Source organism: Burkholderia cepacia complex sp. TUM26381 (assembly GCF_057439935.1).
The window spans coordinates 2130953-2155332 of sequence record NZ_CM172007.1; the positions used below are offsets into that span (position 1 = coordinate 2130953).

The window sequence follows — 24380 nt, forward strand, 5'->3', positions numbered from 1 at the left end:
CTACCCGTTCATCGTTTCCATTCGTTTAGTAAATCTAATAAAAACATTACAAACCCGTTATTCGGATTGACAACGAATTCATACGAATCCTAGTGTTACGACGCAACCAGACAGCAACAACCCACAGCGATCCCGGGATTCGATCGTCGGGATCGTCAAGGCAAAAGATGCATCTCCGACTGGAGGGGGCGATCATGAATCGATTCACGACGCTTGCGGCGTTGCTGGCCGCGGCGTGCGCGTTGAGCGGATGCGGTGGCGGTGACGGCAGCGACGGAACAGCGGCGTCGATACTGGCCGCCCATCCGGCGGAATCCTCGGCCGATGCGGCCGACACGACGAATCTCGACGACAACCGCAGCCTGTCGTTGACGCAGTACGTCGATCCGCTGATCGGCACGCTCGCGAGCAATTCACCGAACCCGGTACCGGCGGGACAGGCCGGCAGTGTCGAACCGGCCGCCGGCCTGCCGTCGGGCATGGTGCAGTGGGCGCCCGACACCAACACCACGCCGGCGCCGAACAGCAGCCAGGAGCCGAACTCGCCCGCCGGCTACTACTACGACATCCACTCGATCCAGGGTTTCAGCCTGACGCACATGCCGGGTGCCGGTTGCAGCGGCAACAACGGCGAATTCCCGGTCATGCCGACCACCGACCCGGCGCAGCTTGCGCCAACCTTCAGTCATGCGAATGAAACGGCCAGACCGGGCTACTATTCCGTGCTGCTCGACTCGCAGATCAAGGTCGAGCTGACCGCCACCCTGCGCACCGGCTTCGGCCAGTTCGCGTACCCGGCCGGCAAACCCGCGCTGCTGGTGCTCGACGCGACCCGCACCAATACCAAGACGTCGACCACCGGCGCCATTACGCAGGTTTCCGGCAGTGCGATCTCGGGCAGCACGGTCGGCGGCGGCTTCTGCGGCAACTCGATGCCGGTCCCCGTCTACTTCTACGCCGCCTTCGACCAGGCCTTCACGTCGGCCGCGATCTCGCACGGCGTGGCGCAGCTTGGCTTCCGCTCCGGCCAGACGGTCAGGATGAAGATCGGCCTCTCCTACGTCAGCGTCGCCAACGCGAAAGCCAACCTCGACGCGGAAAATCGCGGCTGGGACTTCGCGGGCGTACGCGCGCAGGCCGACCGCATCTGGAACGACCGCCTCAACGGCATCCGCGTGGCGGGCGGCACGCTCGACGCGAAGAAGAAATTCTATACGGCGCTCTATCACGCGCTGTGGGCGCCCAGTACCTTCAGCGACGTGAACGGCCAGTACATCGGCTTCGACAACACCGTGCATCAGGTCGCCCAAGGCCAGCACGCGCAGTATTCGTCGTTCTCGGGCTGGGACATCTACCGCTCGCTGATCCAGCTGAAATCGATCCTCAACCCGTCCGAAACCAGCGACATGATCCAGTCGCTGATCAACGACGCGGATCAATGCGGCGCGATTCCGCACTGGGTCAACGACAACGTCGAGGACGGCGTGATGCCCGGCGACGCCGGTTCGCTGATCGTCTCGAATGCCTATGCGTTCGGCGCGCGGCGCTTCGATACGCGGTCCGCCCTGCAGCACATGGTGAAGATGGCGAACCTCCCCGGCACGGCGTGCAACAACGTGACCACCAACGGCGGTCGCGCGAGCTACCTGCAGACCGGCTACATCACCGGCGGCGAGTGGGGGCAGGCTTCGTCCACGCTCGAATACACGGGCAGCGATTTCGCGATCTCGCGCTTCGCGGGAGCACTCGGCGATACCGCCACGCAGCGCATGCTGCTGGGCCGCTCGGCCTACTGGCAGAACCTGCTCGACACCGCGCTGACGCCGCCGCTGATCGCGGCGCGCCAGTCGAACGGCGCGTGGATTCCCGAAACGCCGGGCAGCGGCGACAACTATGTGGAAGGCAATGCCGAACAGTACACGTGGATGGTGCCGTACGACGGCGCCGGCCTGTTCGCACAGCTCGGCGGCAATGCGGCGGTGACGTCGCGGCTCGACCAGTTCTTCACGGTGCTCAATGCCGGCCTGAGCCTGCCCAACTTCTACATGGGCAACGAGCCGACCTTCGAGGTGCCCTGGCTCTACAACTGGGCCGCGCAGCCGTCGGGTACGCAGCGCGTGGTGCAGCAGATCCTGGGCAGCGCGTTCGGCACCGGCCCCGACGGCCTGCCAGGCAACGACGACCTCGGCGCCGTGTCGGGCTGGTATGTCTGGGGCGCGCTGGGCCTGTACCCGCAGATCCCCGGCGTGGCGGGCCTGGCGATCGGCAGTCCGCAGTTCCCTCAGATCGACGTACGGCTCGGCAACGGCCGCACGTGGCGGATTCGCGCCGAGGGCGCGCCCGCGTCCAATTATGTGCAGTCGCTGTCGATCAACGGTCGCACCCACGATGTACCGTGGATCGCCTACGACGACATCGCGAACGGCGCGACGCTGCACTTCGCGATGGGCAGCGCGCCGTCGCAATGGGGCAGCCGGAAGCAACCGCCGTCGTTCGGCGTGCCGGTGGCGATCAACGCGGTCGACAGCTACAACAATCGTGGCTTCAGCGCGGACGGCGCGACCAATCCCGACGGCCAGGGCGCGGACTTCGACGGCAGCCTGTTCAGCTACTCGCTGAATGCGCTGGCAGCAGCGGGCGTGCAGCCCGGCAAGCCGTTCGTGGTGGCCGGCGCCAGCGTGGCGGTGGCCGGCGGGCCGCTCTCGCTCGACAATACCGTGACCGTCGGCCAGACCGTGATGCTGCCGCCGGGACCGGCCGGCACCGGCGTGGTGGTGCTCGGCTCGTCCAACAATGGCCCGAGCAGCGGCACCGCGCAGCTGAATTTCGCGGACGGTTCGAGTCAGGCCGTCACGCTGACCTTCGACGACTGGACCCTGAACGGCGGCAGCGCACACGCCAGCGCGGCGGTCGCCGTCACGATGGCTTACCGCAACTCGGGCAGCGGCCAGCAGGACAACGTCAAGACCTACATCTTCGCGCAGAAGATTCCCGTGCCGCCCGGCAAGATGGTGACGAGCATCGTGCTGCCGCGCCAGGTAAGCGCCGGCAAGATGCACGTGTTCGGCATCGGCATGACGGCATCCTGACGCCCGCATGACCGACGGGGATACATCGGGCCTCCCGATCTATCCCCTCGCCGGCCGGCGCTGCTGTCACGCGATCCCCGGCCGCCGTGACGTCATCGCGCAACGGCAACGGTTTCGCGACATGCCCCGGCGGCAGCTCTTCTTGCTCATCGCTCCGCGTCGATGATTTCCATCGATGCGCGTCAACGAACCCGCCGTCGGGAACCCACGGGGCACCGGTAGACCGGCGCACCGGCCCGGCTTTCCCCCTGGCCCAAGCGAAACCTCCCGACTGGCGCTACCGCCAAAAACGAGCGCTCACTAACGTGTCGATACCGCGTGCCGCATGCGCGCCCGCGCCTTGCGCACCGCCCACCATTCGACAGGAGACACGTTATGGCAGACACGCTCACCGGCCCCGTCACGGCCGCCACGCTCGCGGCATTTTCCGACGCATTCAACCGGCACGACGCCAATGCGTTGATGGGCTTCATGACCGAGGACTGCGTATTCGACGCGGCCGGTGGCCCCGACATTCACGGTACGCGCTTCGTCGGCCGCGATGCGGTACGCGCCGCGTTCGAGGCCGTGTTCAAGACCTTCCCCGACGCGCACTGGGGTCACGGCCGCCACACCGTCGCCGGCGAACGCGGCGTCTCCGAGTGGGTGTTCACGGGCACGCACGCCGAAGGCTGGCGCATCGAGGCCGAAGGTTGCGACCTGTTCGAATTCCGCGACGGACTGATCGCCGTCAAGCGCGCTTTCCGCAAGGAACGGCCGAAGCAACCGGCCTGAGCGCGCCCCCCGGGCCACCATGCCCCGCGCGCATTTTGAAACGAATCATTTCATTTCATTCCACATTCCCCGGTAGCAGGTGGAATGGCTTGACCGGCTTTCCCAAGCAAATAGCATCTGGAACAAGACGTTCCGTTAATTGAACAATCGGAGACAACCCATGAGCGAACAATCCACTTCCCTGCGTGCATCGACCAGCGGCCCGCAGGACATGACGCCGTCCGAAGCCTTCGTCGAGACCCTCGCGGCCAACGGCGTGACCGACATGTTCGGCATCATGGGCTCCGCGTTCATGGATGCGATGGATATCTTCGCACCGGCCGGCATCCGCCTGATCCCGGTCGTGCACGAACAGGGCGCGGGCCACATGGCCGACGGCTATGCGCGCGTGTCGGGCCGCCACGGCGTCGTGATCGGCCAGAACGGCCCCGGCATCAGCAATTGCGTGACGGCGATCGCAGCGGCTTACTGGGCGCACAGCCCGGTCGTGATCGTCACGCCGGAAGCCGGCACGATGGGCATCGGCCTCGGCGGCTTCCAGGAAGCGAACCAGTTGCCGATGTTCCAGGAATTCACGAAGTACCAGGGCCACGTCACGCACCCGGCGCGGATGGCCGAGTTCACCGCGCGCTGCTTCGACCGCGCGCAGGCCGAGATGGGCCCGACGCAGCTGAATATCCCGCGCGACTACTTCTACGGCAAGGTCAAGGTCGAGATTCCGCAACCGCGCCGCCTCGATCGCGGCGCCGGCGGCGAGCAGAGCCTCGACGACGCGGCCGAGCTGATCGCGCAGGCGAAGTTCCCGGTGATCATCTCGGGCGGCGGTGTCGTGATGGCCGACGCGATCGAGGAATGCAAGGCGCTCGCCGAACGGCTCGGCGCACCGGTCGTCAACAGCTACCTGCACAACGATTCGTTCCCGGCGAACCACCCGCTGTGGTGCGGCCCGCTCGGCTACCAGGGCTCGAAGGCCGCGATGAAGCTGCTGTCGCGCGCGGACGTCGTGATCGCGCTCGGCTCGCGCCTCGGGCCGTTCGGAACGCTTCCGCAGCACGGGATGGACTACTGGCCGAAGGACGCGAAGATCATCCAGATCGACGCCGACCACAAGATGCTCGGCCTCGTGAAGAAGATCTCGGTCGGCATCTGCGGCGACGCGAAGGCGGCCGCCGTCGCGCTCACGCAGCGCCTCGAAGGCCGCACCCTCGCGAGCGACGGCTCGCGCGGCGACCGCGCCGACCAGATCGCGACCGAAAAGGCCGCGTGGGAAAAGGAACTCGACGACTGGACGCACGAACGCGACGCGTACAGCCTCGACATGATCGACGAGCAGAAGAACGAAAAGACCTTCAACGGCGGCCGCTACCTGCATCCGCGCCAGGTGCTGCGCGAGCTGGAAAAGGCGATGCCCGAGGACGTGATGGTGTCGACCGACATCGGCAACATCAACTCGGTCGCGAACAGCTACCTGCGCTTCAACAAGCCGCGCAGCTTCTTCGCGGCGATGAGCTGGGGCAACTGCGGCTACGCGTTCCCGACGATCATCGGCGCGAAGGTCGCCGCGCCGCACCGCCCGGCCGTGTCGTATGCGGGTGACGGTGCGTGGGGCATGAGCCTGATGGAAACGATGACCTGCGTGCGCCACAACATCCCGGTGACGGCCGTCGTGTTCCACAACCGTCAATGGGGCGCGGAGAAGAAGAACCAGGTCGACTTCTACAACCGCCGCTTCGTCGCCGGCGAACTCGACAACCAGAGCTTCGCGGCGATCGCGCGGGCGATGGGCGCCGAAGGGATCACGGTCGATCGTCTCGAGGATGTCGGCCCGGCGCTCAAGCGCGCGATCGACATGCAGATGAACGAAGGCAAGACGACGATCATCGAGATCATGTGCACGCGCGAACTCGGCGATCCGTTCCGCCGCGATGCGCTGTCGAAGCCGGTGCGCATGCTCGACAAGTACAAGGACTACGTGTGATGCCGCGTCGCTGACGCAAGCGCTGCCGGCCGTGCCCTTCCCGCACGGCCGGCACCCGGCCGGACGCCGTGCCCCGTGCGGGCCGCCGCATCCGGCCTTTTTTACTTCGAATTCCCGATGAAAGCCCTCGACCGCATTCTCGAATCCGCGCGCCGCCAGCCGATGCGCATCGCGCTGTGCGAAGCCGACGATCCGCGCGTGCTGCACGCCGCCGCGCGCGCGACGCGCGACGGCATCGCCCGCATCGTGCTCGTCGGCGACCGTGCCGCCATCCATGCGGCGGCCGCGCGCGACGCGATCGATCTCGACGGCACGACGCTCGTCGATCCGGCCGCCGCCGCGCACCGCGACGCGTATGCCGATGCCCTCCATGCGCTGCGCAAAGACAAGGGCATGACGGCCGACGCCGCACGCGACGCGGTGCTCGACCCGCTCTGCCACGCGAACCTGATGGTCCGGCTCGGCGACGCGGACGGCTCGGTCGCGGGCGCCGTGCATGCGACGGCCGACGTCGTGCGCGCGGCGATCCAGCTGATCGGCGTCGATCCGGCGTTCCGGATCGTGTCGAGCTTCTTCCTGATGATGCTGTGCGAGCCGTTCCACACGATCAAGGGCGGGCTGATCTTCTCCGACTGCGCGCTCGTCGTCGATCCGGACGCCAGCCAGCTCGCCGAAATCGCGATGGCCGCTGCCGACAGCGCGCACGCGCTGCTCGGCGAGGCACCGCGCGTCGCGATGCTGTCGTTCTCGACGAGCGGCAGCGCGCACCATGCGGCGGTCGACAAGGTGACGGCCGCGACGGCGCGCGTGCGCGAACTGCGCCCCGCGCTCGCGATCGACGGCGACGTGCAGCTCGACGCGGCGATCGTCGCGGAGATTGCCGAACGCAAGATCGCGCATTCGCAGGTCGGCGGCCATGCGAACGTGCTCGTGTTCCCGAGCCTCGAAGCCGGCAACATCGGCTACAAGCTTGCCGAGCGGATCGGCCGCGCAAAGGCCGTCGGCCCGCTGCTGCAAGGGTTGCGCCGGCCCGCGAACGACCTGTCGCGCGGCTGCAGTGCCGACGACGTCTATCACGTGATCGCGGCGACCACCGTGCAGGCGCACGCGGCCGCGCAGCGAGCCGCGGCCGGCGAGGCGGCACACGCATGACGGCAGACAAACTGGCGATCCTGATCGCGGTGATCGGCGCCGGCAGCTATTTCCAGACCGTCACGGGGTTCGGGCTCGGGATGATCGTGATGGGCGCGACGAGCGGCTTCGGGCTCGCGCCGCTCGCCACCGTCGCGACGCTGATGAGCGTCGTGTCGCTCGCGAACGGCGCGACCGCGCTACCCGGCCGGCTGCATCACATCGACTGGCGTGCGGTCGGCGCCGCGACGCTCGGCATCCTGCCGTCGGTCGTCGCCGGCGTGGTGCTGCTCGAATGCCTGAGCCGCTCGGCGGCCGACCTGCTGCAACTGATCCTCGGCGCGGTCGTGCTGTACGGTGGCCTGAGCGCGGCGCTGCGCCCGACGCCGTTGACGGAGCGCTCGGACAATCGCAGCTTCTTCGTCAGCGGCCTGTTCGGCGGACTGCTGAGCGGGATGTTCGGCGTGTCGGGCCCGCCGCTCATCTTCCAGTTTTACCGGCAGCCGCTGACGCTCGTGCAGATCCGCTGCGCGCTGATCGTGCTGTTCACGACGACCTCGGCCACGCGCGTGCTGTACAGCGCATGCGAAGGCCAGCTCGATCGCGATATCTGGCTGCTGGCCGCATTCGCGACGCCGGTCGTGATGCTGACGACGATCGCCGGTCGCCACTACCCGCCGCCGCTGTCGCCGGTCGCGCTGCGACGGCTCGCATTCGGCGTGCTGATGGCGATCGGTGTCGGGCTGATCGCGACGTCGCTGCCGCCGCTGCTGCATCGCGGCTGATTCCCCGTCTCTTTCACCGCCGCGCACCGATCCAGCGCGCGATTTCGACGAGCCGCTTCATGTCGGGCGCCGACACGAGATCGATCGCGAGCCGGTGCCGGTAGTACGGGCCGAGATCGAGCCCGACGCCGAGCCCGAGCACTTCGACCTGGCCGGCCGCCTCCTGTCGCGCAACCACCTGTTTCAGATGGTTGTCGAGATAGAACGGATCGTTCGCGAGCGCCGTCGCGCCGTCCATCGGGCTGCCGTCCGAGATCACGACGAGGATCTTTCTGGCCTCCGGCCGCGCCGCGAGCCGCGCGCACGCCCATTCGACCGCTTCGCCGTCGATGCCTTCGCGGAACAGGTCTGCCTTGAACAGCGCCGCAATGCCGGTGCGCGCATGCCGCCAGCGCGTGTCGGCATCCTTGAACACCAGGTGGCCGGTTTCGTTGAGCCGGCCCGGATGGCGCGGCTTGCCGCACGCGAGCCACGCCTGCCGCGCGCGGCCGCCGTTCCACGCGAGCGTCGTGAAGCCCAGCACTTCGGTCGCGAGCCCCGCGGCGTCGCCCGCGCGGGCCAGCGTGTCGACCATCAGCGCGACGCCGTCGATCCACGTCTTCATCGAGCCCGAACAGTCGATCAGGAACGCAATCGCGCAGTCCGCATGCGGCCGCACGCGTTCGAGCCGGAACAGCCGCCGTTCGGCCGGCGAGCTGACGAGCTGCGCGAGCCGGCGGCCATCGAGGCGGCCATGCTCCTCGCCGAACGACCAGCCGTCGGCCTGCGGCACGACGAGCGCCGCACGCAGCACGCGGGCGAGCCGGGTGACGTTGATCCGCTGCGCGGCGACCTGCGCATCGAGCCGGTCGCGGTACTCGCGCAGCAACGCCGCGCGGATCTGCGCGGCCGGCCGCAACTCGCGGTCGTAGCGCGTCGTGTACGCGCGATAGACGGCGCCGCCGCCGTGCAGCACGACGCTGTCGCCCGTCTCCACCAATGCCGGCAAGTCGATGCCCGTGTCGTCGAAATCGACCCACAACGAGAAATTCGTAAGCGCATCGTCCTGCTCGCGTGCGTCTTCGGTCTCCGGGTCGACGACGGCCGCACGCGCGTCCCGGATCATCGACGCAATGCGCCGCGCGAGCGCCAGCGCATGTTCCGCGAATTCACGCTGATCGTGCCGGCACCGGCGCAGCCCCGCGAGTTGCACGCCGATCTCGGGCACGATCGCTGCGCGCGACGCTTCGATCAGGTCTTCCGTTTCCTCGAGCACCGGCCAGCCCGTCAGCCGCGACCACGCGATCTGCGCGACCGTGTAGACCAGCATCCCGACATGCGTATCGGCCTGTCCCGACCGGTGAAACGCGCGCGACCAGGTTTCGAAGCGATGGCGCAGGTTCTGCACGACGCCGCGCATCGCGGGTGGTGCAAGCGATTCGCAGCGCAGTTGCTCGAGCATCTCGAACAGCACGCGTTCGACGGGATCGCTGCCAGAGAACGCGCGATGCAAATCGGCATCGGAATGCAGGATGCGCAACGCGACGCCATCGGCCGCGCCGCGCCACGACGCGAGATCGTCGTCGGCGGCCTGCGCGCGCAGGTGCGGCGCATGGATCGGCAACGGCCGCAGGTCGCGGCACACGCGGCCCGCGCGGTAATGCAGCGCCGCATCGCGCGTCAGCGCACGCACGGTCGACGCGCCGAGCGCTTCGCGCGCGGAGGCACGGCGTGCCGCATCGCGACCGGCGCTCACCGCCCCGCCCCCGGCTCGCCGCCGCCGGCACGCGACGCGACCGCCAGTTCCTCGCCGAAGCAGCGCTGGTAATACTCGGCGACGACCGGCCGCTCGGCGTCGTCGCACTTGTTCAGGAACGTGAGCCGGAACGCGAGCGCCGGATCGCGGAAAATCTCGCAGTTCTCGGCCCAGTTGATCACCGTGCGCGGCGACATCAGCGTCGACAGGTCGCCGGTCGCGAAGCCGTTGCGCGTCAACTCCGCGAGGCTCACCATCGATTCGAGCAGCGGGCGGCCGGCTTCGTCCGCGAGTTCCGGCACGCGGGCGCGCACGATGCCGATCTCCTCGTCGCGCGGCAGGTAGTCGAGCGTCGCGACCACGTTCCAGCGGTCCATCTGCGCATGGTTGAGCATCTGCGTGCCGTGATAGAGCCCGTTCAGATTGCCGAGCCCGACCGTGTTCGCGGTCGCGAACAGCCGGAACGACGGGTGCGGATGGATCACGCGGTTCTGGTCGAGCAGCGTGAACTTGCCGTCGCGCTCCAGGACCCGCTGGATCACGAACATCACGTCGGGCCGCCCCGCGTCGTATTCGTCGAAGATCAGCGCGACCGGCCGCTGCAGCGCCCACGGCACGATCCCCTCCTGGAATTCGGTCACCTGTACGTCGTCGCGCACGACGATCGCGTCCTTGCCGACGAGGTCGAGCCGGCTGATGTGGCCGTCGAGGTTCACGCGCACGCACGGCCAGTTCAGCCGCGCGGCAACCTGCTCGATATGCGTGGACTTGCCGGTGCCGTGCATCCCCTGCACGAGCACGCGGCGGTTGCGCGCGAAGCCCGCGAGGATCGCGAGCGTCACGTCCGGGTTGAAGCGGTACGCATCGTCGACATCGGGCACGTGGTCGTCGCGCGCGCTGAATGCGGGCACCATCAGGTCCGAGTCGAAACCGAACCGTTCGCGGACCGACACCATGCAGTCCGGCTTGTTCGTCACCCCATCCATTGCGTTGCGCTCCTGTCGTTGCGTGTTGCGCAGGCGTCGATCGCGCCTGCGTCGATCCTGTTTACGGAACGATTCGTTCCGTTGCCGAAAATGCGTGCCGGGTTGCCGTGCCCGCCGCCCCGCGCGGCCGGCCTGCCGGGCCGTTCGGTACAATGGCCGCAGTCCAGTTTCCGGAACGCCCGACATGCTGCCCGCGGATACGCCCACGCTGCGCGCCTTCGCGCTGCTCGAACATCTCGTCCAGGCCGGCGACGCCGTGTCGCTCGCCGATCTCGCGCGCGACGTCGATATCCCGAAGGCATCGCTGCACCGGATGCTCGCGTCGCTCGAAGCCGGCGGCCTCGTGATCCGCGAGCCGGGCCGCAAGAACGCGTATGCGATCGGGCCGCGCCTCGCGCGACTCGGCACCGGCGTGATGCTGCATGCGGGTGCGCGCCGGCTGCGCCACGCGATCCTCGAGCGGCTCGTCGCCGATCTCGGCGAAACCTGCAACCTGACCGCGCTGCACGACACCGAAGTCGTTTATCTCGACCGCGTCGAGGCCGACTGGCCGCTGCGGCTCGACCTGAAACCGGGCTCGCGCGTGCCCGCTTATTGCAGCGCGAGCGGCAAGCTGCTGCTCGCGCTGCTGCCGCGCGACGAACGCGCCGCGCTGGTGCGTGCGATGGCGCTGCCGCGCCACACGCCGAACACGATCTCCGACCCCGAGCTGCTCGAAGCCGAACTCGACCGCACCGCGCACAAGGGCGTCGCGATCGACAACGAGGAATTCGTCGCGGGTATCGTCTGCATCGCGGCGCCGATCCTCGGCGACGACGGCGCGTGCATCGCCGCGGTCGCCGTCCATGCGCCGGTGTCGCGCGCGCCGCTGTCGCGGCTGCTCGACCATGTGCCGCGCCTGCAGGAAGCGGCCCGCGCGCTCGCGGACACCTTCTAGTACGGCGCGGCCGCTCGCTTCCAGCGTCATGACGCGCGCTGGTAGTAGATGTTCTGCGGATGCCGCGCATCCGCGAAGAAGAACCAGCGTTCCGCGACCAGCCCCGCATACTGGATCACGAACGCCGCGCCGAGCGCGACGGCCGCCGCGACCGGTGTCGGCGCGAGTGCGCCGGCCCCCGTCAGCACGAACGGCACCGCGAACGCACCGATCAGGAAACCGGCCTTCACCGCGCGCAGCGTGCCGTTGCCCTGCCCGTGAAAGAATTCCTTCGTGTTGAATGCGCTGGCCGTGAAGCCGCGCGACTTCTGCTCGACCTTCTCGCTGCGGATCCCCGTCGCGCTCTGCACGGTCGACTTCGGCCGCAGCCGTGCATTGCGCGCGAGCGACGCGAGCCGTGCGACGCAGCCCGCGAGCGTCAGCACGCAGGCGGCCACCGCGAGCCGGCCGACCAGCGCCGGCGCGAGCCATGCCGCGCAGGCCGTCGCGAGCGTGCACCCCGATGCGCAGCCAAGCAGCACGAAGTTCACCAGCGTCAGCGGGCTCGCCCATTCCTGCAGGAAGCGCAGGCACGCGTAAATCATCGCGGTGCAGACGAACAACGCGACGCTCGCGAGCGCGCCCGCCGCGCCGATCAACAGCGTGCCGGGCCAGCCGAACAGGTGCGCGGCGCCATACGCGAACGCGCATGCGAGAAACACCGGCAGCGCGATGCATTCGCGCGACAGCCACGACGTGCGCCACATCGCGATCGCACGCCAGGCACGTTCGGGGTGGCCGAGATGGAAGAACGACGCGAACAGGCCAAGCACGCCGAGCACGACCGACAGCGCGGTGCCGGTCACATAGAACGCGGCGGCCACGTCGAGGCCGGCCAGCCGCGCCAGCGCCTCGACGATCACGAGCGTCAGCAGCAGGCCCTGTGCGGCGCCGCACAGCGTGGTGAGAAAAACGACCGAAAAGGCTGGGCGCATGGGAACTCCGTATGGTTCTGAATGAAATGCGTCGCGCTCAGCGCGGCGTCGCCAGCGACACGAGATCGATGTCGCCGCGCGACGCACGTGCCTCGAACGAATCGTCCTCGTTGCGTCCGTCCGACGCGCTGCCGCATCCGCCGCTGCTCCCGCAACCGCACGACGCTTCGGTCTTCACGCGCGGCAGGTAATGGTTCGACGGCCGCGTGCCCCATTCGGGCATCAGTGCATAGCCGCCGCGTTCGCGGATCGCGCGCGACACGTCCGATTCGGGATCGTGCACGTCGCCGAACAGCCGCGCCGACGTCGGGCACGCGAGCACGCAGGCCGGCTTGCGGTCGCGTTCCGGCAGCGCGTCGTTGTCGATGCGGTCCGCGCACAGCGTGCACTTCGTCATCTCCTTGCGGCCTTCGTCGAGCTCGCGTGCGCCGTACGGGCACGCCCATGCGCAGTACTTGCAGCCGATGCACTTGTCGTAATCGACCAGCACGATCCCGTCCGACTTGCGCTTGTAGCTCGCGCCGGTCGGGCAGACGGGCACGCACGGCGGGTCCTCGCAGTGCAGGCACGACTTCGGGAAGTGGATCGTGTCGGTCATCGGAAACACGCCGGCTTCGTACGTCTGCACGCGATTGAAGAACGTGCCGGACGGATCGTCGTCGTACGGACGCATATCGGCGAGACTGCCGGCTTCGCCCGACGTGTTCCATTCCTTGCAGCTCGTCACGCAGGCATGGCAGCCGACGCACACGTTCAGGTCGATGACGAGGGCCATCTGGGTCATGGTTCTGCTCCTTCGTTCAACGATCGTCGGACGTCGGGCCGGCCGACGCCGCGCGCCGCAGCCGCGCGGCGAATGCGCCGGTTCCCGCGAAATACGCCTGCACGCGCTGCAGCACGCGCGGCGTGCCGGGCAGCGCCGGCATCGGCGCGAACTGCGGCAGCGTCGTCGCCGCATCGGCTTCGGCCGGATAGATCCGCACCTGCACGTCGTACCAGCCGGCCTGCCCCGTAACCGGATCGGAGTTCGACATGCGCGCACCGGCGCGCGCCGCATCCGGCAACTCGTCGGTGATCACGTGGTTGAGCAGGAAGCCGCGCTGCGACTCGCCCGCGTCCGGCCCGAGATTCCATGCGCCCGACGCCTTGCCGATCGCGTTCCACGTCCACACGGTGCCGGGCTCGACGGCTTCGCTGTAGCGCGCACGGCAGCGTACCTTGCCCCACGGAGATTCGACGTAGATCCACGCGCCGTCGTCGATCTGCTGCGCGGCGGCCGTCACCGGGTTCACGAACAGGTGGTTCTCGCCGTGGATCTGCCGCAGCCACGCGTTCTGCGAATCCCACGAGTGGTACATCGCCATCGGCCGCTGCGTGATCGCCGCGAGCGGATAGCGGTTCGCATCGGTCAGCCCGCTTTCGAGCGACCGGTGCCAGAACGGCAGCGGATCGAAATAGCGCGCGATGCGCTCGCGCAGATGGTCGGGCGGCTGGCGGCCCGACGTGCGGCCCTGCGCAGCGAGCCGGAATTTCTGCATCACGTCCGAGTAGAGCTGGATCACGATCGGCACACCGAACTTGCGCATGCCGTTGTCGACCGCCCACTGCATGTACGGGCCGTTGCAGTTGCGCATGTACTGCAGCGGCTCCGGCAACCGGTGGTGGTACACGCAGTTGTTCTCCGCGTAACGCGTCCACTGGTCGGGGTTCGGCTCGCCGACGACGGCCTTGTCGCCGTCCTTGCCGCGCCAGCCGATCAGGAAGCCGGTGCCCGAATTCGGCGCGGTCTGGAAGTTGATGACGAAATCCGGATAGTCGCGGTACTTGCGCTGCCCGTCCGCGGTCGTGAAGGCCGGAAACTTCAGCCGGCTCGCCAGCTCGATCAGCACTTCCTGGAACGGTTTGCATTCGCCGGTCGGCGGCACGACGGGCACCCGTACCGAATCGACCGGCCCGTCGAATTCGGAAATCGGCCGGTCGAGCACCGACATCACGTCGTGCCGTTCGAGGTAAGTCGTGTCGGGCAGGATCAGGTCGGCGAACGCCGTCATCTCCGACGCGAACGCATCGCACACGACCAGGAACGGGATCCGGTACTCACCGTCGTCGCGCTTGTCGACCAGCATCTTGCGCACTTCCGTCGTATTCATCGACGAATTCCACGCCATGTTGGCCATGAAGATCAGCAGCGTATCGATCGGATAGGGATCGCCGCGCCACGCATTGGTGATCACCGAATGCATCAGTCCGTGCACCGCGAGCGGGTATTCCCACGAGAATGCCTTGTCGAGCCGCGCGGGCGTGCCGTCCGGATGGACGAACAGATCCTCGGGGCCGGCCGGCCAGCCGAGCGGGCCGGTCGCGAGCGGCGTGTTCGGCTTGATCTGGTCGGGATCGTTCGGCGGTTTCGCCGACGGCGGCACCGCGCGCGGATACGGCGCCTTGTGGCGAAAGCCGCCCGGGCGGTCGATCGTGCCGAGCAGCGACATCAGCACCGCGAGCGCACGAATCGTCTGAAAGCCGTTCGAGTGCGCGGCGAGCCCGCGCATTGCATGGAACGCGATCGGCACGCCCTTCACCGTCGCATGTTCCTTGCCCCACGAATCGGTCCATCGCACCGGCAATTCGATCGCGTGCGCGCGCGCGACCGTTTCCATCTCGCGGGCGAGGCGACGGATCGTATCCGCCGCGATGCCGGTGATGTCGGCCGCCCATTCGGGCGTGCAATCGGCCACCTGTTCGCGCAGCAGCGTGAACGACGGTGCAACCGGCGTGCCGTCGTCGAGCGTGTAGCGGCCGTCGAGCGCAGGCTCGGCGCCATCCGTGTGGTGCAGCACCGCGCGGTTCGTCTTCGTGTCCCACCACATCCGGTTCTGCGGATACAGCGGGTTGACCTCCGGCGCATCGGCATCGCGCACGAACAGCCCGGACGTGTCGGCATCGGCACGCAGGTCGATCAGCTCGCCCGCGTTCGTGAAGCGAGACACGAATTCCATGTCGAACGCGTCGCGCGCGATCAGCTCGTGCATCAGCGCCATGAACAGCGCGCCGTCGGTGCCCGGGCGGATCGGAATCCACTCGTCGGCAATCGCCGCGTAACCGGTGCGCACCGGATTGATCGCGATGAAACGGCCGCCCGCGCGCTTGAACTTGCCGAGTGCGATCTTCAGCGGATTCGAATGGTGATCCTCCGCGGTGCCGATCATGAAGAACAGCTTCGCGTTGTCGAGGTCGGGGCCGCCGAATTCCCAGAACGAGCCGCCGATCGTATAGATCATCCCGGCCGCCATGTTCGCGGAGCAGAACCCGCCGTGCGCCGCATAGTTCGGCGTGCCGAACTGTTTCGCGAACAGGCCCGTGAGGGCCTGCATCTGGTCGCGGCCCGTGAACAGCGCGAAGCGCTTCGGGTCGGTCGCGCGCAGGTGCGACAGGCGCTTTTCGAGCACGTCGAACGCGACCTCCCACGACACCGGCTCGAACTGGGCATCGCCGCGTTCGGCGCCCGGCTTGCGCATCAGCGGCTGCGTGAGCCGCGCGGGCGAATACTGCTTCATGATTCCCGACGAACCTTTCGCGCAGATGACGCCCTGGTTCAGCGGATGCTGCGGATTGCCGTCGATATAGCGCACTTCACCGTCGCGCAGGTGTACGCGGATGCCGCAGCGGCATGCGCACATGTAGCACGTCGTGGTCTTGATGTCGGCCTGCTCGTCGCGCTCGCGTGCCCGATGTTCCATCGTCTGTCCTCGTTCGCGGATGACGGTGCGCCCCGCCGGGGCGCACCCGTGAATCGGTTCATCCATGCTATGCCGGCAGGCGGCCGACATAAAGTCGCATCCTCCGATCGGTCCTATCGGGCGGCCTGATAGTTGGCCGCGACATCCATCGGATCGCCCGCCGGATCTGCACGCGCGAAGGCCCGGCGCGCGCACCGGGCCTTCGGCGTCATGCGTTACCGCCCGTTACCGCGGCGGATACGCAAGCAGTTCGCTGTCGTCGAGATGCTCGCGACGGCTGCGGCGCGTCAGCCCGTATGCGACGACCAGCACGCCGAGGCTCGCGACGCCGAGCCACAACGGCTTGCGCTGGTCCGGGATGAACGCCATCGCGACGAGAATGCCGATCATGCCGACGATCGCGACCCAGGTCAGGTACGGATACGCCCACATCTTGACGCGCAGCTTGCTGGCGGCCACCGGGTCGAGACGCTTGCGCAGGCGCAGTTGCGAGAACGCGATCAGCACGTACACGAACAGCGCGACGGTGCCGTACGAATTGACGAGGAACGCGAACACGGTGTCGGGCGACACATACGACATCACCACCGACGCGTAGCCGAACACCGTGCCGAGCAGGATCGCGCGCACCGGCACGCCGCGCTTGTTGACCTTCGCGAGCGCGGCCGGCGCGTCGCCGTGGCGGGTCAGCGCGAACAGCATTCGCGATGCCGCATACAGGCCCGAGTTGAGCGCGGACAGCACGGCCGTCAGCACGATCGCGTTCATCACGTTGGCGGCGGCCGGCAGGCCCATCACTTCCAGCGCGCTCACGTACGGCGTGGCCATCTGCGCGGAATTCCACGGCACCAGCGCGACGACGAGCGCGACCGACCCGACGTAGAACACCAGCACGCGCGTAATCACCGAGTTGGTTGCCTTTGCAACGGCCTTGGCCGGCTCCTTCGCCTCGGCCGCCGCGATCGTCACGATCTCGGCGCCGAAGTAGAACCCGGTGGCCGCGACCGCCCCGCTCATCACCGGCCCGATGCCGAGCGGCATGAAGCCGCCGTGGCCGAGCAGCGTCGGCAGCACGGCCGTGGTGTGCATCGACGCAGGCCACAGGCCGAGCACGTAGAGGCCGCCGAGGAACAGGAACACGATGATCGCGCCGACCTTGATCGACGAGAACCAGAATTCGAACTCGCCGTAACTGCCGACCGAGATCAGGTTCGTGAGCGTCAGCACGACCAGCAGCGCGAGACTGATGATCCAGGCCGGCGTGTCGGGCAGCCAGAACTGGATCAGCTTCGCGCCCGCCACCGCTTCGAGCGCGACGACGATCACCCAGAAATACCAGTACATCCAGCCGGTGAGGAAGCCCGCCATCTTGCCCGGCCCGCGCCAGTTGCCGAACGCGAGCCGCGCGTATTCATAGAACGAGCCGACGGCCGGCATCGCACAGGCCATCTCGCCGAGCATCCGCATCACGAGCACGACCAGCCCGCCCGTAATCAGAAACGACAGGATCGCGGCCGGCCCGGTCTGCTGAATCACCACGCCGCTGCCGACGAACAGCCCGGCACCGATCACGCCGCCAAGCGCGATCATCGTCATGTGGCGCTGCTTGAGCCCACATTTCAGGTCACTCTGTTCCATCGAGGGTTGCATGTCTTCTCCATATCCAGTTGTCCGGCGCCGCCCGCGCATCACCGTCGGGTGAACGCGAGCGCCGCCGGCGACGGCGCGTGCAGGGGCGCCTGCAGCCCCGGCCGCACGGATTTCCGTTGCTTTTCTTGTGTTGGATGGCCCGGTGCGAGCGCGCTGCGCCGGGCCGGATGCACCGCGTTCAGGGTTTCTCGTCGTTCCTGAAGTACGACACGTAGAGCATTCGCTGCCCGAGGCGCCGGAACGGCGCGAACGGGTGGCCCGGCAGCGGCGACGTGAAGATCGGCAGCGTCTGGCGTGCGCCCTTCCCCGCGATCTGCTCGGCAAGGCGCCGGCCGGCCTGCTGCGAGTACGACACGCCGTTGCCGCCATAGCCGAGCGCGTAGTACACCGACTGCCGCGGATCGGGCTGGCACACGCGCGGCATCATGTCGTGGCTCACGTCGACCCAGCCCCACCACGAATAATCGATCTGTACGCCTCGCAGCGCGGGAAACTTGCGCGCCATCCCTTCCTTCAGCAATTCGAAGTGGCGCGGGTTCGGCGCATCGTCGCCGGTGATCGCGCTGCGGCTGCCGATCTGCAGGCGGCGATCGGGCAGGAACCGGTAGTAGAAGCGCAGCGTGCGCGTATCGGTCAGCACCTGCGTCGTGCGGAAATTGCACGCGTCGATCTCGGCGTCGGTGAGCGGCCGCGTGACCATCGAATTCGACAGGATCGGCATCACCTTGCTGCGCAGCGACGGATGCAGCGTCTGCGCGGTGTACGCGCCGGTCGCGATGCCGACCGCACGGGCCCGCACGACGCCGCCCGGCGTACGCAGATGATGGACGCCGTCGATCGTCTCGAAACCGAGCACCGGGCTGCTCGTATGCACCTTCGCGCCGGCTTCGCGGGCGAGCCGCAGGTAGCCGAATGCGAGCTTCAGCGCATGGATGCCGATGCCTTCCGGCTCGTGCAGCGCGCCGGCCGCCTCGTGGTCGTCGATGAATTCGCGGCGGAACGTCTCCGCGCTCAGCAGTTCGGACGGATAGCCGAACACGTCCTTCCACACCTTCGCCTCGGCCGCGAGCTTCGCCATGATGCGCGGGCGATGCGCGATCAGGAAATGGCCGCCCGGCTGCGGTTCGCAGTCGATTTCCGACACGAGCGACTTGAAGTGCTCGAAGCCCTCGAGGATCTCGTCGTGCATCTTCAGCGCAACGTCCTTGCCCCAGCGTTCGATCCACTGCGAGCGCGACAGCCGGCCCGACGCGTTCTGCCCCTGCCCGCCGTTGCGGCTGCTGCAGCCCCAGCTCGTGCGGTTGGCCTCGAGCACGACGGCCTTGATGCCGTGATCCCGCGCAAGGCACAGCGCGGTTGCGAGGCCCGTGTAGCCGGCGCCGATGATCGCGACGTCGACATCGAGATCGCGCGTGACGGGGCCGTCGTCGGGCGGCGGGGTGCCGGCCGTCGCGACCCAGTAGGTCGGCGCGTACTGCTTGCCGCACCCGGGGCCCGGCGACACGAGCGGATCGTAGGTCGGGTCGTAACGCGTATCGTTCGGCCGGGCGCCGGCAAAGCCGCTCGCGGTGCCTTCGATGGAACGGGTCGACATGATCAGCCCTCCGACACGGGCGTGCCTGTTGCGCCGCAACGGGCGCGCGAGGCGATTGGACTGACTGATGCGGGGCGCGTGCCCGCCGCGCGGGCGAATGCTGCCGACTGCCTGTAGGTCATGCCTGTCTCCTGATCGTGCTCTTCGGGTCGATCGTGTGCAGATGCTTCAATGCGGCGATCTGTCGAGGCAAGTGTAGGCAGGCCGATTTTTCGCAGGTAGGTCCAGTGGACCGCATTCGCTTGGACCAGCGTGCGGGGCCTGCGGGCGGACCAGCGCGGCGGGCAATACGAGCCAACGCGGGGCGACCGGCGGCGAACGGCAGCGCGGCGCGCGGAGCCGCTGGCGACCGGTTCGCCGATACGACCCCGCGCGCCGCGCCGCCCCGCCCGGCGCAACGTCACGTCGCGCGCACCGCGACGCCGGTCAGGTTGCCGCGTTTCTCGATCGCCCGCGCGGACACGATCGACAGGAGTGCAGACAACATCACGTAAACCCCGACGAGCCAGGGCGCGCCGCCGTTCACGCGCAGCAGCGCGGTTGCAACGATCGGCGTGAGGCCGCTCGCGAAGATGCCCGACACCTGGTAGACGAACGAAATGCCCGTGTAACGCACGTTCGCGTCGAACAGCTCCGCGAACAGCGCGGCTTCCGGCCCGTACGCCATCGCATAGAAGATCCCGAACGGGATCACCAGCGCGAGCCACACGGCGGGCAGGTTCGTCGACTGCGTCTGCAGCAGCCAGAACGCGGGCAGCACCGACAACCCGCACAGCGTCGCGCCCCACCGGTACACGCGCGCACGGCCCAGCCGGTCCGACAGGCCGCCGAACACCGGGATGAACACGCACATCACGACGGCCGCGCTCATCACGCCGAGCAGCGCGTCGCCGCGCGAGATCGACAGGTTGCGCGTCATGTAGCCGATCGAGAACACCGCGAACACGTTGAAGAACACGCCGTCGATATAACGCGCCCCCATCCCGAGCAGGATCGCCTGCCGGTAGTTGGCGAGCAGCTCGACGACCGGCAGCTTCGTGTCGCGCCGCTGACGCTTGAGCGCGACGAACTCGGGCGTATCGGCCACCCGCGTGCGGATGTAGAAGCCGACCGCCACGAGCAGCAGCGACGCCGCGAACGCGACGCGCCAGCCCCACGCGAGGAACGCGGCGTCCGGCAGCACGCGCGACAGCAGCGCGACGACGCCGGCCGCAAGGCACAGCCCGATCGCAAGGCCGATCTGCGGCAGGCTCGCATACAGCCCGCGCCGGTGCGGCGGCGCATATTCGTACGCCATCAGCACCGCGCCGCCCCACTCGCCGCCCAGGCCGATGCCCTGCAGCACGCGCAGCGTCAGCAGCAGCACCGGCGCCCACATGCCGATCTGCGCGTAGGTCGGCAGGAACGCGACGCCGGCCGTCGACACGCCCATGATCAGCATCGTCAGGATCAGCGCGGACTTGCGCCCGACGCGATCGCCGAGATGGCCGAACAGCAGGCCGCCGAGCGGCCGCGTGACGAAGCCGACCGCGAACGTCGCATACGCGAGCATCGTCGACACGAACGCGTCGTCCGCCGGAAAGTACTGTTTGTCGAACACGATGCCGGCGACCACGCCGTACAGGAAAAAGTCGTACCACTCGACGGTCGCGCCGATCACGCTGGCCGCGGCCACGCGTCGGACGACCCGGGAATCGATTGCCATGCGAGCTTCTCCAGGTAAGGATGCGCCGCAACCTGCCCCGGCGCCGTGCCGGCGGGGGCATCGATGAGCGCGCGGCGGCCGTCCGGGCGCAGGAGCACGGGCCGCGCGGGCGCCCTGTCCTACGCGACTGCCTCGGCGGCCGGCGCGACGCTGCGGCCGCGATCGGCCTCGCGCGCGTCCTCGAGAATCATGTCGGACGCCTTCTCGGCGACCATCACGATCGGCACGTTGGTATTGCCCGATACGAGCGTCGGCATGATCGAGCAGTCGACCACGCGCAGCCCGCGCGTGCCGTACACGCGCAACCGCTCGTCGACGACCGCGAGCGGATCGCTCGCGACACCCATTTTCGCCGTGCCGGACGGATGGAAGATCGTCTGGCCGTATTCGCGGCAGAACTCGAGCAGTTCGTCGTCGGTCCGCGCGTCGGCGCCGGGCCGCACCTCGCGCTTCATCAGCGGCGCCATCGGCTCGGTGGCCGCGACGCGGCGCGCGAAGCGCACGCCGGCCACCGTCGTGCGGCGGTCGCGCTCGGTATCGAGATAATTCGGCTGGATCGACGGCGCGTCGCGCGCATCGTCGCTGATGATCCGTACGGTGCCGCGCGATTCGGGCCGCAACTGGCAGATCGAATACGTGCAGCCCGGAAACGGATGCACGCTGCCGCCGGCCGAATCGGCCGACAGCGTCGAGAAATGGAACTGGATGTCGGGCGTCGCCGATTCGTCCGGCAATGCGCGGCAGAACATGCCGCCCTGGTTGATGCCGATCGCGAGCGGGCCGCCGCGGAACAGCGCCCATTGCAGCCCCATCTTCGCGCGGCCGACCCACGAATGCAGCGCGTCGTTGGTCGTGATCGGCTTCGTCACCTCGTAGATCAATCGCACCTGCAGATGATCCTGCAGGTTCTCGCCGACGCCCTTGCGATCGGCAACGACCGGAATCCCGTGCCGGTCCAGCAGCGCGGCCGGCCCGACGCCCGACACCTGCAGCAGCTGCGGCGACTGCAGTGCCCCGGCCGCGAGGATCACCTCGCGCAGCGCCCGCACCTCGTGCACCTTGCCGTGCTGCACGTAGCGCACGCCGGACGCCTGCGCGCCGTCGAACAGCACCTTCAGCGCCTGCGCATCGGTTTCGATGTGCAGGTTCGGCCGCCCGCGCGCGGGCTTCAGGTACGCGACGGCCGTCGAGCAGCGCAGCCCGTTGCGCGTCGTGAGCTGGTAGTAGCCGACGCCCTCCTGGTCGCCCGTGTTGAAATCGTCGACCGTGCGCACGCCGAGCCGGTTCGACGCGGCGACGAACGCATCGACGAGTTCATGGCGCTGCCGGATCGCCGACGCCCACAGCGGGCCGCCGGTGCCGCGCGTCGGCCCGTCGCCGAGCGTGTTGTGTTCGAGCCGCCGGAAATACGGCAGGCACTCGCGCCAGCTCCAGCCGCGATTGCCGAGCGCGGCCCAGTGATCGTAGTCCTGCTGCTGCCCGCGCACGTAGATCAGCCCGTTGATCGAGCTGCTGCCGCCGAGCGTGCGGCCGCGCGGCCAGTACAGGCGGCGGTTGTGCATGTTCGGGTCGGGATCGGTATGGAAGCCCCAGTTGTAGATCGGGTGGAACATCGTCTTGCCATAGCCGATCGGCACATGGATCCACATGTAGTTGTCGGCGGGGCCGGCCTCCAGCAGGCACACCGTGTGGCGGCCGCCGTCGGACAGCCGGTTGGCGAGGACGCAACCGGCCGATCCCGCGCCGACCACGACATAGTCGAAGCTGCGTGTCATTCCGTGTCTCCGTTCCGGGTATGAGAAAAATCCGGTATGTTTCGTCCAAATTTATGGAGCACACGAAGCGCGTACAAGCCGATTTATTGTCCGTGCCGTGAATGTGGTACAAAAACCGTTCAATTCGTTTCATTTCTGCCGGACACGACCATCCCGGGACGCACGCCGATCCCGACGGAGGAGACACATGCGCGACACCGCCCCCGCGCCGCCCGATGGCGCGCCCGCCGACGACGCACGCGTGCTGCGTGCGCTCGCCGTGCTCGAAGCACTGGCCTCGGCCGGGCAGCCCTACACGCTGTCGCAGCTCGCCGCGCGGCTGCACATCCCGAAGGCGACGCTGCTGCGGCTGATCGAATCGCTCGAAACGCGCGGCTACGTGATCCACATGCCCGACTCGCGCGGCCACGACCGCGGCATCGCGCTCGGGCCGCGCGCCGCGCAGTTCGCGCTCGCGGCACTGTCGAACAACACGTTCACGCGTGGTTGCCGGTCGGTGCTGCGCGCGCTCGTCGACGTGCTCGGCGAGACCTGCAACCTCACCGCGCTCGACGGCGACACGGTGCTGTACGTCGAACGCGTCGAGACGACCGAGCCGCTGCGGCTCGAGATGCGGCCCGGCATGCGCGTGCCGCTGCATTGCACGGCGAGCGGCAAGCTGTTCCTGTCGCAGATGAATGCGCTGGAGCGCAACGCGATGCTGGCGCGGCTCACGCTGAAGAAGATGACCTACCGGACGCTGACCGATGCGCAGTTGCTCGCGGCCGAGCTCGACCGGCTCGCCGCGCGTGGCGTCGGAATCGACAACGAGGAATTCGTGCGCGGAATGGTGGCCGTCGCGGTGCCGGTGAAGGATGCCGCGAGCGGCCGCGTGCTCGCGGCGCTCGCCGTGCATGCGCCGACCGCGCGTGCGACGCTCAACGACCTGCTGGAGAACGTGCCGAAGATGCGCGACGCGGCCACGCGGCTCGCGCCGCTGCTGCATGGGGCCGACGGCGTGCCGCCGGGCTGAGGCGGCCGCACGCGCTCACCGCTTCATGCGAGGTGGTAGCGCAGCCAGAAGGTTTCGCGGCACGCGTTGTCGAATGTCAGCCGCGACGGGCTGATCGGCTGCGCATCGGGATGATGGAGCACGTCGTAGTCGATCCAGCATTCGGCGCACAGCAGGTCGGACGGCGCGCGGTCCTGCTCGACCGAGCGGCGCACGATCGCGCCGTTGTCGAAACGGTATTCGGTTTCGTCGCGCGTGACCTCGACCTCGTCGTCGGTCCAGCGGTCGTGCGACGTCGCGTGCGACACGATCTGCACCGGCCCGGCGAGCCCGTGGATCGCGGCGACGTAGGAAATGAGCTTGTCCATGGCGAGGCGGCGAACTGGCGGATGGCCGTTTCGCGCAACGCATGCAGCGCGAAACGGCCCGAGCGGCGAGTATAGCCGCGCGCCGAAGACCTTGCCGCCGACGGGGATTCGCGCGCTGCGCGCCCGGCGCGAACGTCGCGCGCCAGCGCTCGCCCGTGCCGTCGCCGGCCA

The 24380-nt window shown here is 68.3% G+C and carries 17 protein-coding genes; 7 read left to right on the plus strand and 10 right to left on the minus strand.

Annotation, left to right across the window (positions count from 1 at the left end):
- Nucleotides 1–194: 194 nt before the first annotated feature.
- The 5 genes from ACWMMN_RS26225 to ACWMMN_RS26245 all read left to right on the plus strand — a co-directional run bounded on the left by ACWMMN_RS26225 (nucleotide 195) and on the right by ACWMMN_RS26245 (nucleotide 7757).
- Complete coding sequence (locus ACWMMN_RS26225) at nucleotides 195–3089, plus strand: GH92 family glycosyl hydrolase (RefSeq protein WP_486423324.1); 2895 nt, start codon at nucleotides 195–197, stop codon at nucleotides 3087–3089.
- A gap of 375 nt (nucleotides 3090–3464) precedes the next feature.
- Nucleotides 3465–3863, plus strand: a complete 399-nt coding sequence (locus ACWMMN_RS26230; RefSeq protein ID WP_047850193.1) for a nuclear transport factor 2 family protein — start codon at nucleotides 3465–3467, stop codon at nucleotides 3861–3863.
- Between the two features lie 160 nt (nucleotides 3864–4023).
- Nucleotides 4024–5841, plus strand: a complete 1818-nt coding sequence (gene xsc / locus ACWMMN_RS26235) for a sulfoacetaldehyde acetyltransferase (protein ID WP_059237115.1) — start codon at nucleotides 4024–4026, stop codon at nucleotides 5839–5841.
- 117 nt (nucleotides 5842–5958) lie between these two features.
- The gene (gene pta, locus ACWMMN_RS26240) at nucleotides 5959–6993 is read left to right on the plus strand and encodes a phosphate acetyltransferase (protein WP_174991911.1); all 1035 of its coding nucleotides are present in this window, start codon (nucleotides 5959–5961) and stop codon (nucleotides 6991–6993) included.
- Complete coding sequence (locus ACWMMN_RS26245) at nucleotides 6990–7757, plus strand: sulfite exporter TauE/SafE family protein (protein WP_059237117.1); 768 nt, start codon at nucleotides 6990–6992, stop codon at nucleotides 7755–7757. Before pta ends, ACWMMN_RS26245 begins: the two co-directional genes overlap by 4 nt.
- Before the next feature lie 13 nt (nucleotides 7758–7770).
- Here the strand turns inward: ACWMMN_RS26245 and ACWMMN_RS26250 are convergent, their stop codons facing one another.
- Together ACWMMN_RS26250 and ACWMMN_RS26255 are read right to left on the minus strand one after the other, a co-directional pair.
- The gene (locus ACWMMN_RS26250; protein ID WP_486423325.1) at nucleotides 7771–9492 is read right to left on the minus strand and encodes a cobaltochelatase CobT-related protein; all 1722 of its coding nucleotides are present in this window, start codon (nucleotides 9490–9492) and stop codon (nucleotides 7771–7773) included.
- Entirely contained in the window at nucleotides 9489–10478 is a 990-nt protein-coding gene (locus ACWMMN_RS26255; RefSeq protein ID WP_256086539.1) for an AAA family ATPase, read from the minus strand. The genes ACWMMN_RS26250 and ACWMMN_RS26255 overlap by 4 nt, the downstream gene beginning before the upstream one ends.
- A 184-nt stretch (nucleotides 10479–10662) precedes the next feature.
- Here ACWMMN_RS26255 and ACWMMN_RS26260 point away from each other — a divergent pair, with 184 nt between their 5' ends.
- On the plus strand, nucleotides 10663–11415 hold the full coding sequence (locus ACWMMN_RS26260) for an IclR family transcriptional regulator (RefSeq protein WP_059237120.1): 753 nt from the start codon (nucleotides 10663–10665) through the stop codon (nucleotides 11413–11415).
- 26 nt (nucleotides 11416–11441) lie between these two features.
- On the opposite strand, the gene ACWMMN_RS26265 is transcribed toward ACWMMN_RS26260, so the two are convergent.
- The 7 genes from ACWMMN_RS26265 to ACWMMN_RS26295 all read right to left on the minus strand — a co-directional run bounded on the left by ACWMMN_RS26265 (nucleotide 11442) and on the right by ACWMMN_RS26295 (nucleotide 22850).
- Nucleotides 11442–12389 carry a dimethyl sulfoxide reductase anchor subunit family protein gene (locus ACWMMN_RS26265; RefSeq protein WP_342705949.1) on the minus strand — a complete coding sequence of 316 codons (948 nt, stop codon included), beginning with the start codon at nucleotides 12387–12389 and terminating at the stop codon, nucleotides 11442–11444.
- A 37-nt stretch (nucleotides 12390–12426) separates the two neighbouring features.
- Complete coding sequence (locus ACWMMN_RS26270; protein WP_059237122.1) at nucleotides 12427–13173, minus strand: 4Fe-4S dicluster domain-containing protein; 747 nt, start codon at nucleotides 13171–13173, stop codon at nucleotides 12427–12429.
- 16 nt (nucleotides 13174–13189) lie between these two features.
- Nucleotides 13190–16126 carry a molybdopterin oxidoreductase family protein gene (locus ACWMMN_RS26275; protein WP_486423326.1) on the minus strand — a complete coding sequence of 979 codons (2937 nt, stop codon included), beginning with the start codon at nucleotides 16124–16126 and terminating at the stop codon, nucleotides 13190–13192.
- Between the two features lie 225 nt (nucleotides 16127–16351).
- Nucleotides 16352–17776 (minus strand): amino acid permease, encoded by a 1425-nt coding sequence (locus tag ACWMMN_RS26280; RefSeq protein WP_059237124.1) that lies wholly within the window; start codon nucleotides 17774–17776, stop codon nucleotides 16352–16354.
- Nucleotides 17777–17954: 178 nt separating this feature from the next.
- Entirely contained in the window at nucleotides 17955–19370 is a 1416-nt protein-coding gene (locus ACWMMN_RS26285) for an NAD(P)/FAD-dependent oxidoreductase (protein ID WP_174991915.1), read from the minus strand.
- A gap of 400 nt (nucleotides 19371–19770) precedes the next feature.
- Nucleotides 19771–21075 carry an MFS transporter gene (locus ACWMMN_RS26290; protein WP_174991916.1) on the minus strand — a complete coding sequence of 435 codons (1305 nt, stop codon included), beginning with the start codon at nucleotides 21073–21075 and terminating at the stop codon, nucleotides 19771–19773.
- A gap of 119 nt (nucleotides 21076–21194) precedes the next feature.
- Complete coding sequence (locus tag ACWMMN_RS26295) at nucleotides 21195–22850, minus strand: GMC family oxidoreductase (protein ID WP_174991917.1); 1656 nt, start codon at nucleotides 22848–22850, stop codon at nucleotides 21195–21197.
- Nucleotides 22851–23037: 187 nt separating this feature from the next.
- Between ACWMMN_RS26295 and ACWMMN_RS26300 the strand changes: the two genes are divergently transcribed.
- Nucleotides 23038–23862: an IclR family transcriptional regulator gene (locus tag ACWMMN_RS26300; protein WP_059237128.1), complete on the plus strand. Its 825-nt coding sequence runs from the start codon at nucleotides 23038–23040 to the stop codon at nucleotides 23860–23862.
- A gap of 23 nt (nucleotides 23863–23885) precedes the next feature.
- Here ACWMMN_RS26300 and ACWMMN_RS26305 read toward each other — a convergent pair whose 3' ends face one another.
- A complete protein-coding gene (locus tag ACWMMN_RS26305; RefSeq protein ID WP_059237129.1) occupies nucleotides 23886–24209 on the minus strand; it encodes a hypothetical protein in 324 nt (107 codons plus the stop codon).
- Between the last annotated feature and the right edge of the window lie 171 nt (nucleotides 24210–24380).